Here is a 13,936-nt window from a genome sequence, read left to right as displayed (position 1 = left end):
CGCCCCCTTCAAGGCCGGAGGCAGGATTTGGATTTTTTGATACATCACATGCTGCGCACGTCTGCACAGAAGTTTCCAGACAAGGAAGCTATTGTGCATGGCGAGCAGCGTCTTTCGTATTCGCGGGTGGCGTCCTTGACGGCTGGTCTCGCGCAAACGCTGCGCGGACTTGGGCTCAAACGCATCGACAGGATAGGTATCTATACGGAACCAAGCGTCGCGCAGGTGGTCTCGATCTTCGGTATCTCGCAGGCGGGCGGAGCCTATGTGCCGATCAACCACCAGCTTTTCCCCGAGCAGGTAGCTCACATCGCACGTGATTGCGGTATGACCATGCTGATCACGACCCGTGCGAAGCTGGCCTCCTTAGCACCGGTGCTGAACCAGATCCCCACTCTGAAGGTCGCTCTCGTTACCGGGGAAGGGGAGCTACCTGAAATTTCACTTCAGATTCACGACTTTGATAAAGCCGTACAGGCTCCCGCGCAGAGCCCTTGGCAGGACTGGTGTATTTCAAAAGACCTCGCTGCCATCCTCTATACCTCAGGATCGACCGGAAAGCCGAAGGGCGTAATGCTCAGCCATGCGAATGTCATGGCCGGTGCGACGATCGTCTCCACGTACCTGGACATCACCGACAATGAGCGCATTCTGGCGGTACTCCCGTTCAGCTTCGATGCGGGCATGAACCAGTTGACCACCGCGTTCCAGCAGGGCGCGACCATCGTTCTCATCAAATTCATTTTCGCTCGCGAGATTGTCAACGCGTTGTTGAAAGAAAACATCACCGGGCTTGCCGGCGTTCCCACGGTCTGGAGTTTGTTGGCACAACCGAATTCCGGACTCGCGAAGAACAAGTTCCCGCACCTGCGCTACATTACGAATACCGGCGGCGCAATGCCGCAAAACGTTCTCGCGCAGCTTCGTGCGGCCCTGCCGACTACTAAAGTTTTCCTGATGTACGGCTTGACTGAAGCATTCCGTTCCACGTTCCTGCCTCCATCGGAATTGGACAAGCGGCCGACTTCGATGGGTAAAGCTATTCCGGATTGCGAAATGATGGTCATCAACGAACATGGCCAACTCTGCAAACCGGGAGAAATCGGGGAACTCGTGCATCGCGGACCGACGGTTTCCATGGGCTACTGGAATAATCCGGAAGCCACTGCCAAGGTGCTGAAACCCAATCCGCTGCTTCCACCTGAGCTTGGCGAGCAGGAAATCGTCTGTTACTCCGGCGACTTGGTGAAGATGGACGAGGACGGCTTCCTCTACTACGTTTCGCGCCGCGATACGCAGATCAAGTCTTCTGGCTATCGCATCAGTCCGACCGAAGTCGAAGAGGTACTGTTCCAGAGCGGATACATCAGGCATGCTGCTGTCATCGGTGTACCGGACGAAATGCTTGGCCAGGCTGTGAAAGCGTATGTGGTCGCTCGCGATGGCGAAGCCGTCGACGTGGAGAAGTTATTGAAGTTCTGCGGCGAGAAAGTCCCGCATTACATGGTTCCAAAGTACGTTGAAGTGCTCTCGGAACTTCCCAAGACGACCAGTGGCAAGGTGGACTATCCTTCCCTGCGAGCGAGAGCTGCCTCCGGAGGCAATTGATTGGATAAGGCGGCGGAGATCGTTGAGCGCCATTTTGCCGTTCGTAATCGCGAGCTTCTGCTCGGAGGCATTGGCGTTACGGAGCTGGTGCGGATCTACGGCACCCCGCTATTCGTCTACGATACGAGCGTTCTTCAAAGAAAACTGACTGCGCTGAGGTCCGCTTTGGGGACGCGCTTCAGTATTCACTATTCCGTTAAGGCGAACCCCAATCTCCACCTGCTGAAATTCTTCCTTGAGAATGGCTGCGGGTTGGAAATTGCGTCTCTCGGGGAATTACATCAGGCTTTATCCGCCGGCTGCCCGGCCCATAAAATCATCTTCGCCGGCCCCGGCAAGACCGAAGCCGAACTTCAGGCTGCGGCTGCAGCTGGCATCGGCGAGATTCACGTCGAGTCCGCCACCGAGGTACGGCGGCTCGGTCTGATAGCTGCAAAACTTGGTCGCCCTATACCTGTCTCCATACGCGTAAATCCATCGGCAGAGGCGCAGGGCGGCGCCATGCGAATGGGCGGGAAGCCTGCGCCATTTGGCATCGACGAGGAACAACTCGAACCCGTGCTCAAGCAGATCATGAGGGAAACAGGCCTCGCCCTGCACGGCATTCACCTGTTCACGGGCACTCAGATCCTCGACGCCTCCATTCTGATTACGCAATACCGCAAGGCAATCGAGATCGCACGACGCGTTGTCGAGCTGACGGGAATTCAACTCACCACCGTCGACTTCGGTGGGGGACTGGGCATTCCATATTTTTCTAACGACAACGAACTTGATCTGTCTGCTGTCAGTTCCGGAATTTCGGAACTGATGCGGGAAATTGAGCAGGATCCCGTTTTTCGTGGTACAAGTTTCGTCGTTGAGCCCGGGCGCTTTCTTGTCGGAGAGTCGGGCGTCTATATCACTCAGGTCTCTGACGTGAAAGAGTCGCGGGGAAAGAAGTTCGTTATCGTCGACGGCGGAATGCATCACCATTTGGCCGCATCAGGGAACCTGGGACAAACCATCAAGCGGAACTATCCGGTGGCAGTGTTGAATAAGGTGAATGCGGAACAGACGGGCGCAGTCGAAGTCGTCGGACCGCTTTGCACGCCGCTCGACGTCCTCGCGCGCAACGTCTCTTTACCGCCGGTCGCAATCGGCGACCTGATCGGGGTTTTCCAATCTGGCGCCTATGCCCGTGCTGCCAGCCCGCTGAATTTTCTTAGCCATCCGGCACCGGCCGAAGTGATCGTTGACCACGGACAGCATCGACTGATTCGTCGCCGGGGCTCGGTTGAAGACTACACCCGCGATATTGAGAAACAAGTGGTGGCCACCGCATGAACCGATTCCTCATGGTGGCATTCCACTTCCCGCCGCAGGCAGGCAGCAGTGGGCAACTCCGCTCCCTCAAACTTTGCCGTTACCTGCCGGAGTTCGGATGGAAGCCTTCGGTTCTCACGGCGCATCCACGCGCGTACGACGCTACCGACGATCGCCGCCTCGCCGACATCCCACCGGGTACTGAGATACATCGCGTTTTCGCTCTCGATTCCCGCAAGCACCTGGCGTGGAAGGGAAGATTCCTTCGTTTCACCGCCTTGCCGGATCGCGCGGTAACGTGGGTGCTGGGTGCGATTCCCAAGGCGCTCTCGCTGATTCGATCCGAGAACCTGGACCTCATCTATACGACGTTTCCGACTTCGACCGCAGTTTTGATCGGCGTCATATTGCAGAAGCTCACTGGCAAGCCCTGGGTTTCAGATCTGCGTGACTCCATCACGGAAGATGGATATCCGCGGGACCCCAGAGTCTGGCGCATGTGGCGATGGATTGAGGGCCAAATGGTAAAGCGCGCGTCGAGGATCATCATGACTGCGGACCAGACGCGGCGCATGTATCTCGACCGTTATCCTGACCTTGATCCGAATCGTTGTGTCGTCATCCTTAACGGATTTGATGAAGAGGATTTCAAGGACCTTCCACGGTCGGCGCCTGCTGCAGATTCGCGTCCCCTGCGACTCGTGCACGGGGGAGTCTTGTATCCGGACCAGCGTGATCCACTTCCATTCTTCAGAACTCTTGCGCGGCTGAAATCCACTGGCTTCATCACGGCTTCTCAGCTGAGCGTCGAACTGAGGGCACCAGGTTCGGAGGATTACTACCTCAAAGCTATTCAGGAATGTGATATCGGCGACATCGTGCGCATTCTGCCGATGCTTCCATATCGCGAATCTCTGCGTGACGCAGCGCTCGCTGACGGTTTGCTTGTCTTCCAAGGGCAGATATGCAACCACCAGATTCCGGCGAAGGTGTATGAGTATCTGCGGCTGCGCAAGCCAATCTTTGCTCTGACCGATCACGCCGGAGACACCGCGGCTTTACTGCGCGATAACGGTGGGTCCACCATCGTCGATATTGCCGACGAAGAAGCGATCACCCGCGAATTCCCGCTCTTCTTTCAGAAACTCCGTAGCTTGAGTCACCCGGTACCTGACCCGAATCTGGTCTCACGGTATGCTCGGCGCTCTCAAGCTCAGCGTATGGCAGAAATATTCAACCAGATCAAGTTCGGCGACATGGTTCACAAAGCATCCGATCGCGTCACGCATTCGGATGCGGCAGTTGGAGCTTCGCACTAGGCTCGGTATGGAAATCACACAAACCGTATCGGATGTTACAAATCGCAATGCTCTTTCCGCTGATTGGTCGGCTGAATGGAAGCGCGCCATCATCGTTTTCACCGTAGCCCTGTGCGGTCTCATCGTTATCTATTGGCAGACCGTCAGTCAGCTTGTCGCCACCTGGGATAGTGCAGAGTACTCCCACTGCTATTTGATAGTTCCAATTTCTCTGTACCTCATTTGGACAGGGAAGAACCGTGCCCGGGCGATTCTCCCCAGGCCTGAATTGCTTGCCCTCTGTTTGTTGCCACTCTTCGGGGTTGTTTGGTTCGCTGGCGATCTTGGCAACGTTCGCATACTTCAGCAGATGGCATTCGTTGGGACTGTGATGGCGCTTGCATGGGCCGTTTTCGGAACCGCCGCTGTCCGTGCCTATCGCTTCCCATTGGCTTTCCTGGTTTTTGCGGTTCCTTTTGGCGAAAGTGTGATTCCGCCGCTGCAGGACTTTACCGCCATCGCGACGCTGAAACTCCTCACCTGGAGCGGTATTCCTGTCGTGATGGAAGGGCACTTCATTCTTGTTCCAAACGGTGTCTGGGAAGTTGCGGAAGCTTGTGCCGGCGCGCGTTACCTGCTTTCGTCCTTCGTTCTGGGACTCGTGTTCGCACATCTGGTCTATCGATCCACGAAGCGAAGAATCATATTCATGGTGCTCGCAGTGGTATTTCCAATCGCTGCGAACGCCATCCGCGCTTACGGTATTGTGGCGCTCGGCTACATCTCCGATAACCGAATCGCCGTGGGCGTGGATCATCTGATCTACGGATGGATCTTCTTCTCGCTTGTTACCCTCGTATTGTTCTCGATCGGATTTCGTTGGCGCGAGACGGAACCGGAACGGCTCGAGTTTGCCGCAGTCGATGCATCCATCGCGCCGCTTTCGTCGAAGACATTGGCGATAGTTGCGGTCACCGCGCTCTTGATCAGCGCGGTTCCTGCCACCGCGTCGTACTGGGTCTCTCACCGTATCGCACCGATTCGTGCCGGCACGACGGTGCCGACGATAAAAAGCCCTTGGCAGGCGGAGCCGTTTAGCCCGGCCTCCTGGATCTCCGAATCAAACACCGCGAGCTTTACTCAGAGCGTTGCCTACAGCAACTCTCAAAAGCGAGTACGCCTGTATTTCGCCTTCTACAGCGTTGGTGGCAACGGTATCGACTTGAATTCATCAGGAAAGCATTTGCTCGCGTCGCAGTGGAGTGCAGCCTCAAAGGGCACGCGGCTGGCGGAAATCGATGGAAAACAGACCCAGTTGATCGAACTCATTACACCACCGGATACTGTTGGACAACGCGTTTATTGGACATGGTACTGGGTTAACGGTGAATTTACCTCCAGCCCATACCAGGTTAAGGCACTGCAGGCGAAAGCCCGCCTAACCGCAAAGTTCCCGGCCTCCGCTGTTGTCGCGATATCGGCGGACTACGTCGCGGATCCGGCAGAAGCCCGCACAATTCTTCAAGATTTCGTGCAGCATTTCGACTTCGCGGATCAGCTTTCTCAGTCATTTCGCTAATCACTTCAGGAAGAGAGAATTCCTTCCCCAATGTGCAATGAATTTGCACATCTTCCCTTTCGCGCTTGAGGTAACTGTGGAAGTCGCCAATAGCTCCCATGCAAGTTGCTGATTCTAAATAACATCCAGATCAAGAGCGCAAAGGTAACCACCAGGCCAGATTGGAATGCCCCTTGCACTATTAGGGGCCAATACGCATGAGTGCTGTCATCGACTCAAAGAAGAAGGAAGACCGGCGGTTCAGGGGATTTTCCATCGGAAGTGCAGAAGATTGCAGCATTTTTGAGTATGCGGTAAGCCAACGGCTGTTAGTGGCATATTTATCAATAACTTAGAAATTTGCGAGTTTGGTAGAGAAGCTGCTACATACACCGTGGGTATCTCAGACAAAGTTCTAAGAAAGCTTGGAGGACACAGACAAATGTTACGCAACAAAGTGATTTTGCTTGCGGTTCTGGTGTTGGGTGCGACCCTGGCAAGCGCTTCGACAATTGGCACGCTGGGTCTGCAGGTCGGAAGTGATTGGATCACGCTGACCACTACCGGCACTTGCGCCGATTCTCAGGCGGGTGCAATTTGCGCTGGCTTTACAAAGACGAGCAACACTAATCAGGTGACCCTGAATGGTTCCCTTGGCGTGTGGACCGTCAACGTATCCACGGGTCTCATCGTGAGCACGGTTCCGCCTGAGATCGACCTGAACAGCGTCAACCTCAGCAGCGGCGCGGGCACGATTCTGATCGGTTGGACCGTGACTGGCTTCACCGGTTCCGGCGGCAACGCTCATAGCGCGATTGGCGGCACGACTGGCGGTACCGTCGAATACCAGGCGTACTATGACAACAGCGACACCGCGTTTGGCTATGCCAACACGATTGGTGCGTTGCTGACATTCAACACGACTCCATTCGCCGGTGCGACCAATGGCATGATTGCTGGCGATGGTTCCTACTCGCTCACGCAACTCGTACAGATCACTCACGCTGGTGCTGGCGTGACGTCGTATGACGCTCACCTCAGCATTCCGGAGCCGGCCAGCATGACGATTCTCGGCGCAGGCATGATCGGCTTGGCCGGTCTGTTCCGCCGCAAACTGGTGAAATAGTTCGCGGATAACGAGGCGAGCTTGGACCAATCTAACTTTTGGGGCTCTGTGTCCCCAACTTTTACGGCAGCCCGATAAGGGCTGCCGTTTGTCCGTCTTCACGGTAGGCGCTCGACACGCAGCAGGCTTCAGTCATGCGCTTCAGGTAACCGGCGTAATTTTCGGATCTGTGCGAGATTCGGTATAAAGTGTTGTGGTCGGTGATGAGGTCTCTGAATCTGCGCCGATCATGAGTAAGTGCTGTTCCGCACTGCGCAACCTTTTGCAACTATTGCGGCCGGAGCGCAGTGGAAGACAGCTACTTAGTTGAAAAGATTGAAGTTAATGTGGATGTCGTTACTTGCAGATTGGCATACCACTTGCACTAATCACGGTCGGACTATGGTGAGCAAGGGCAAATTCGTTGTAATGCTTGTTCTGATAGCGTTGTTGGCCGCAGCGACCACTGCGTTCGCCGACATCCTTCCGGGTGATGATCCTGCCGTTCTCCATATGGGGCCTGGCGTAGGGACCAGTTGCGCCACTGGCGGATGCTATATGTATTCGCCTTCCGGATCAGGCAATCCGACGGAAGTGAACCCCATTACGAGAAATGTCGATATCTACATGAACAGCGGTGGTGCCGGCCCACAGGCCAGCCCCATCCTGCTGATCCTTGCCGTTCCGAATGACACCACCAAGGCGATGTTCGATGCCACTTCGATTGCGTCGGTTGACCTCTATCACAACAGCACGACGCCAACAAATTCGCTGACTTGGAACTATGGCGATCCGAACAACACCTATAACCTGACCAGCGGAAAATCCGGCTATCAAGGTTCGTTTACTGCCACCGCCTTCAAGGACAAGTGGAACGTAAGCCATCCGTATAACGGACAGGCAGATGTTTATAAGGTCTTGAACCTGACCGGCAACGGTTCCAACAATTTCGTAAATTGGGCCGGTGCCGATCTGCAGGTCAACAATATCTCCGTTACCAACTTCGCAATCTACGTCTTTGCCATTAACTTGCCATCTGGTGCAACGTTCGACTCGAAAGACTACATCAACGTTAAGTTTGTCAACGACGTTCCCGTGGGAACGTTTGTCGTTGCGTACAGCCAGAACCCAAATGCCACGAGTGCGGGTGACGTGTACACCACGCCATTTACGGAATCCGGACTAAGCACGCGCCGTCGCATTCCGGAACCGGCAAGTGCATTGCTCTTCGGCTTGGGCCTGGTCGGGTTTGCCGCCCTTCGCCGTCGTCTCTAGTAGGCAATAGAAGTCTGGCCAAGCGCGCCTTGTTGGCGCGCTTTTCATTTGGCCCGAAGACGCAATCCCGTATACTCAAAAAAATGCACATTCTTCACGTAATCGGTGCCCGTCCGAATTTTATGAAAGTCGCGCCCGTGTTTCGGACGTTAAGGGCTCGCGGAATTTCGCAAACGCTCGTCCATACCGGACAACATTACGATTTCAATATGTCCGACGTATTCTTTCAGCAGTTGGCGATCCCTGCGCCGGACGTAAATCTCCAGGTCGGCTCGGGCTCCCACGCCCAGCAGACGGCAGACATCATGAGCCGTTTCGAGCCCGTTGTGCTCGAGCGCAAGCCGGACTTCGTTCTTGTATATGGCGACGTGAACTCGACCGTTGCAGCCGCGCTCGTCTGTTCAAAGTTGCTGATCCGCGTTGCACACGTTGAGGCTGGACTCCGTTCTGGCGACCGCACGATGCCGGAAGAGATCAACCGTCTGTTGACCGACCAGATCTCCGACCTGTTATTTACTCCGTCCAAGGACGGTGACGACAATCTATTGCGCGAAGGGGTTTCCGGGAGCAAGATCCGCCTCGTCGGTAACGTGATGATCGATACCCTGATCAGCATGCTCCCACAAGCAAAAGCTTCGGTTTCCCCCGACACTCCCGATCGCTTCGTGCTGGTCACCCTGCATCGCCCAGCTAATGTGGACGACCTGCCCTGGCTATCCGGCGTTCTGAAGGCGCTTACCGACATCTCCAGCCAGATTCCGGTAATTTTTCCGATCCACCCGCGAACGCGGCAGCGACTGCGCGATGCCGGTATCGACACATCCAAGCACGCGGCTCTGATGCTTTCCGAACCGAAGCCGTATCTCGAGTTTCTCGGCCTCCAAACGCGCGCGACGGCGGTTGTTACCGATTCCGGCGGCATCCAGGAAGAAACCACCTTCCTGGGAACACCCTGTCTAACGATGAGAGAAAACACCGAGCGGCCGATCACCGTTGATGTTGGCACGAACATCATGGTCGGGCGAAGCGCCGAGCTGATGGCACAAGAACTCCAGCGTATCCTCGACGGCAAGCGCAAAAAGGGAAGCATTCCGCCCCTTTGGGATGGGCACGCTTCTGAGCGGATTGCGGACGTGCTGCTCAAATAACAATTCAACTGGAGAGTTGATTATTCAGAGAGATCGTCACACAATAGTGCCGTTCTCTACCTGAAATGTTAAAGAAGCTAACCAGCCCGTTTGAGGAATTCGGGTTTGTTGCTGGCGCTTTGTATCTTGCTGATCGATTACTTCAGAGAGTCTCGCCAGGTTTGAGGATCTCCCTGTACGAGATTCTCATTCAGCCCATACCGGAAACACCTCTCCTGGCAGGACAATTAGCCCAAACCTATCAGATTCGTCAGATCAAGCCAGGCGACCCCGAATTAGATCTGATGCCGGCGCGTCCTGAGATAAAAGTCTCCAGGTTTGCCCAGAACGCGATGTGTCTTGGTACTTTCAAGAAGAACAAACTGGTGGCGTACATTTGGTTGGCTTTTGGCTCCTATGAGGAAGATGAGGCCAGATGCACCTTCGTATTGCCTCCTCATGCGGTCTTCGACTTCGACCTATATGTTATGCCCGAGTGCCGGATGACCCTTGCCTTCGCTGGAACCTGGCACGGAGCGAATGAATTCCTGCTAACTCGAGGCATTCGGAACTCCTTTAGCCGGCTGACCCGAACGAATATCCGGTCCCGTCGTGCTCACAAGCGCCTCGGCGCAGCCAGAATTGCGCATACCCTGTTCGTCAAGGCTTGGAAACTAGAGCTAATGCTGGCCTCTATCGCCCCGTATGTGCACCTCTCGCTCACGGAGCGCAACCGCGTTCACCTCAATTTACGAGAGGATGCCACGAAATCTGCGCTCTAGGAGGCAAGGTTCATTTTGGGCCGCTGTCCGTGTCGCTTCCCGATTTCCATTGAGCTTCTGCTTCAAATTCCTGCAATATGATTGGGACGGAGGCTTTTCTGCAATTCCCATTTCTCGACCTGCGCGCACAGTACCGCGCCATAAAGCCTGAAGTTGACGCGGCGGTAGCGCGCGTCTTCGATTCGCAATATTTCATTCTGAGTCCCGAGGTCGCGTCATTCGAGAACGAACTCGCGACTTACATCGGCGCGCGGCATGCCGTCGGATGTGCATCCGGAACCGATGCTCTTTTGCTCGCTCTGATGGCCGTTGGCGTTGAGCACGGCGACGAAGTCATCACCGTGCCGTTCACATTCGTCGCCACCGCAGGTCCGATCGCGTTACTCGGCGGCAAGCCGGTCTTTGTCGATATCGATCCGGCGACATTCAATATTGACGTCAGGAAGATTGAAGCTGCTATCACGCCAAAGACGAAAGCCATCATCCCAGTCGACCTCTTCGGCCTGATGGCGCCGATCGACGAGATCAAAGCCATCGCGGCGAAGCACGGCATTGCGGTCATCGAAGATGCCGCCCAAGCCATCGGCGCAAGGCGCAGTGGCAAGATGGCTGGTTCCAACGCCTCGCTCGGTTGCTTCAGCTTCTTCCCCTCTAAGAACCTCGGCGGCGCTGGAGATGGTGGTCTCGTAACCACCAACGACCCTGCGCTCGATGCCAAACTCCGCAAGCTTCGTGGACATGGCAGTCCGCGTCGCTACGAGTACGAGATGATCGGCGTCAACAGCAGGCTCGACTCAGTTCAAGCCGCTGTCCTCAGCGTAAAGCTCAAGTACCTCGACAAATGGGCGGAAGGTCGTCGCCGAAACGCGGCCATCTACAGGCAGCTTTTCGCGGAAGTCAAACTCACCGACCATGTCGTTCTCCCGATCGAGCCCTCGGGTTGTCATCACATCTACAACCAGTACACAATCCGTTGCCAGAAGCGCGATGAACTACGGGCATTCCTCACGGAGAAGGGCATTCCGACCGAGATCTATTACCCATATCCGCTGCATCTTCAGAAGGCGTTTGCCTTCCTGGGACACAAGGCGGGCGATTTCCCGGCTTCCGAAAAGGCTAGTCTGGAAGTGCTTTCTCTGCCTATCTATCCGGAACTCGGGGAGGACAAACTCAGGCTGGTCGTAGAGGCCATTGGGGCGTTCTACAACCAGAGTACGTAATTCTGTCTAGGTCTAATTTCCTATGGCGAGAAACGGCCCAAATATGTACAAATAGAGGAACCGTTCTGACCCGTAACTAGCGGATTGCAAAGGTAGTTACTCCAGTTACCCCAGAACCAAACTGCCCAAGCGCTCGCGTCGAATCCCGATGCTAGAATCATGGGTATTCTCGGAAGGAAATTCATCTGCCTATGTCTACAGCTATACAGCCTGCTGTTACTGTGCTTGAGCAGTTCAAGTCCAAAGTGGACGCTCGGACCGCGAAGATTGGCGTTGTGGGCCTCGGTTACGTCGGGCTTCCGCTGGTGCTGCTGTTCTCCGAACAGAAGTTCGGCATTACCGGTTTTGACATCGACAACTCGAAGGTCGATTCGCTGAACTCCGGACGTTCGTACATCGTTCGTATCACTCCCGAAGAGATCAATGGCGCGCGCGGAGCGGGCTTCAAGGCGACGACCGATTACGCCAAGATCGCCGAAATGGACGCAGTCATCATCTGCGTTCCGACTCCGCTGAACGAGTATCGCGAACCCGACATGAGCTACATCGAGAACACGGCGAAGGCGATTGCGCCTTACGTTCATGCGGGCCAGATCGTAATTCTCGAGAGCACGACATATCCGGGAACGACCGAAGATGTTCTGATCCCGATCCTCGAGAAGGGCAACAAGGGCGGACTGAAGGTCGCGCGTGGCGACAACTTCGGCGCCAAAGACTTCTTCGTCGCGTTCTCGCCGGAACGCGAAGATCCGGGCAACACCGAAGTCGCGCGTCACGACATTCCCAAAGTTGTAGGCGGCGTGAACCAGACCGCGACCGAAATGGCGCGTTCCGTTTACGGCACCATTTTCCGCCGCACGATTCCAGTCTCGACTCCGGCCGCAGCGGAAATGACCAAGCTGCTCGAGAACATCTATCGCTGCGTGAACATCGCGATGGTGAACGAGCTCAAGCTGCTCTGTCTGCGCATGGGCATTGACATTTGGGAAGTGATCGAAGCCGCGAAGACGAAGCCATTCGGTTTCCACGCGTTCTATCCGGGACCAGGACTCGGCGGACACTGCATTCCTGTCGATCCGTATTACCTTTCGTGGAAGGCGCGTGAATACGACTTCTACACGCGGTTTATCGAGCTTGCCGGCGACGTGAATTCCGGCATGCCTTATCACGTTGTAACTGCGGTCAGCAAAGCGCTCAATGGCCGCAAGAAGAGCCTGAATGGTTCCAAGGTTCTCGTGCTCGGCGTTGCGTACAAGAAGGACATCGACGACCTTCGCGAATCGCCTTCGCTTACGATCATCGAGAAGCTGAAAGACGAAGGCGCGGAAGTGTTCTACAACGATCCGTTCTTCGCGTCGGTCGGCAAAGGCCGTCATTACGATCTCCAGATGAAGAACACGCCGCTGGAGAATCTTGGCCAGTACGATTGCGTGCTGATCGTTACCGATCACACCGATTACGACTACAAGAAGATCGTGAACGAAGCGCAACTGGTGGTTGACAGCCGCAACGCCACGAAGGGCATTAAGTCGCCGAAAATTGTGCTTTGCTAAGCGACAACAACAATTTAGTTTTCTGACAATCGGGCAGCTCTGCGGGGCTGCCCGAACGGTGTGAAGCCATGGCAAATTACATGATCACCGGCATTGCCGGTTTTATCGGTTCATCGTTGGCGCACGCGCTGCTTGAGCGCGGGCACTCGGTTCGCGGTATCGACAATCTTTCGACGGGCAAGATCCAGAACCTGGCGGCGATCCGCGACAAGATCGACTTCCGCGAGGCCGACTTGCTCGATCTCGACGCGATGCAGGATGCCTGCAAGGACATCGACTTCGTGCTGCACCAGGCGGCGATTCCGTCGGTTCCGCGCTCGGTGAAGGATCCGATCACTTCGAACCGCTCGAACGTTGACGGCACGCTGAACCTGCTGGTCGCTGCGCGCGACAACAAGGTGAAGCGTGTCACGTACGCTTCGTCTTCGTCGCTCTACGGCGACACGCCGACGCTGCCGAAGCACGAGGGCATGATCCCGAATCCCATCTCGCCTTACGCGGTTTCGAAACTCACCGGCGAGTACTATATGACATCGTTCTACCGCGTGTACGGGCTGGAGACGGTCAGCATCCGCTACTTCAACGTTTTCGGACCGCGGCAGGATCCAACGTCGATGTATTCGGGCGTGCTGGCGATCTTCATCAGCAAAATGCTGAAGGGCGAGCAGCCGACCATTTACGGCGACGGGGAACAGAGCCGCGACTTTACGTACATCGATAATGTCGTTTCCGGCAACCTGCTGGCGTGCGAGGCGCCGGCGGCACAGGTGGCGGGGCGCTACTTCAACGTGGCGACCGGAAACCGCGTGACGCTCAACTACACGTACTCGGTGCTGCAAAAGCTGATCGGGTACAGCCAGCCTCCGGCGTACGGGCCGGACCGCGAGGGCGACATCAAGCACTCGCTGGCCGACATCTCGAAGGCCGAGGAGCACATTGGCTACAAGACGCTGGTGAAGTTCGAAGAGGGCCTGGCGCGGACGGTGAACTGGTATCGCGAGTCGATGCCGACGATGGCGGCGCAGGCTACCAAATAAGACCTGACCTTTTCCATGGGCGCGGCTGCGGCCGCGCCTTTGTTTATTCCCGGATAAGTCTTCTGAGG

General features: G+C 55.7%; 11 protein-coding genes. All 11 read left to right on the top strand.

All coding sequences use genetic code 11. The features are described from left to right. The first annotated feature begins 48 nt into the window (after window positions 1-48). The 11 genes from VN577_20865 to VN577_20815 all read left to right on the top strand — a co-directional run bounded on the left by VN577_20865 (window position 49) and on the right by VN577_20815 (window position 13,868). Window positions 49-1,608 carry an acyl-CoA ligase (AMP-forming), exosortase A system-associated gene (locus VN577_20865; GenBank protein HWR17294.1) on the top strand — a complete coding sequence of 520 codons (1,560 nt, stop codon included), beginning with the start codon at window positions 49-51 and terminating at the stop codon, window positions 1,606-1,608. After that, window positions 1,609-2,934, top strand: a complete 1,326-nt coding sequence (gene lysA, locus VN577_20860; protein HWR17293.1) for a diaminopimelate decarboxylase — start codon at window positions 1,609-1,611, stop codon at window positions 2,932-2,934. Next, window positions 2,931-4,232, top strand: coding sequence for a glycosyltransferase (locus VN577_20855; GenBank protein HWR17292.1), 1,302 nt, complete (start codon window positions 2,931-2,933; stop codon window positions 4,230-4,232). The genes lysA and VN577_20855 overlap by 4 nt, the downstream gene beginning before the upstream one ends. A gap of 7 nt (window positions 4,233-4,239) precedes the next feature. After that, a complete protein-coding gene (gene xrtA / locus VN577_20850; protein HWR17291.1) occupies window positions 4,240-5,790 on the top strand; it encodes an exosortase A in 1,551 nt (516 codons plus the stop codon). Between the two features lie 421 nt (window positions 5,791-6,211). Further along, window positions 6,212-6,895, top strand: a complete 684-nt coding sequence (locus VN577_20845) for a PEP-CTERM sorting domain-containing protein (GenBank protein HWR17290.1) — start codon at window positions 6,212-6,214, stop codon at window positions 6,893-6,895. 408 nt (window positions 6,896-7,303) lie between these two features. After that, window positions 7,304-8,149: a PEP-CTERM sorting domain-containing protein gene (locus VN577_20840; protein HWR17289.1), complete on the top strand. Its 846-nt coding sequence runs from the start codon at window positions 7,304-7,306 to the stop codon at window positions 8,147-8,149. An 83-nt stretch (window positions 8,150-8,232) separates the two neighbouring features. Continuing rightward, window positions 8,233-9,297, top strand: coding sequence for a UDP-N-acetylglucosamine 2-epimerase (non-hydrolyzing) (wecB, locus tag VN577_20835; protein HWR17288.1), 1,065 nt, complete (start codon window positions 8,233-8,235; stop codon window positions 9,295-9,297). A 161-nt stretch (window positions 9,298-9,458) separates the two neighbouring features. Further along, window positions 9,459-10,058, top strand: a complete 600-nt coding sequence (locus VN577_20830; protein HWR17287.1) for a hypothetical protein — start codon at window positions 9,459-9,461, stop codon at window positions 10,056-10,058. 77 nt (window positions 10,059-10,135) lie between these two features. Continuing rightward, window positions 10,136-11,278, top strand: coding sequence for a DegT/DnrJ/EryC1/StrS family aminotransferase (locus VN577_20825; protein ID HWR17286.1), 1,143 nt, complete (start codon window positions 10,136-10,138; stop codon window positions 11,276-11,278). Window positions 11,279-11,469: 191 nt separating this feature from the next. Then, entirely contained in the window at window positions 11,470-12,831 is a 1,362-nt protein-coding gene (locus tag VN577_20820) for a nucleotide sugar dehydrogenase (GenBank protein HWR17285.1), read from the top strand. A gap of 68 nt (window positions 12,832-12,899) precedes the next feature. After that, a complete protein-coding gene (locus tag VN577_20815) occupies window positions 12,900-13,868 on the top strand; it encodes an SDR family oxidoreductase (GenBank protein HWR17284.1) in 969 nt (322 codons plus the stop codon). Window positions 13,869-13,936 lie beyond the last annotated feature (68 nt).

This window comes from Terriglobales bacterium (assembly GCA_035561515.1).
In the GTDB taxonomy this organism is placed as follows: domain Bacteria; phylum Acidobacteriota; class Terriglobia; order Terriglobales; family Acidobacteriaceae; genus DATMXP01.
The sequence above is the reverse complement of the archived record's forward strand: the minus strand, read 5'-3'. Positions and strand labels throughout refer to the sequence as shown.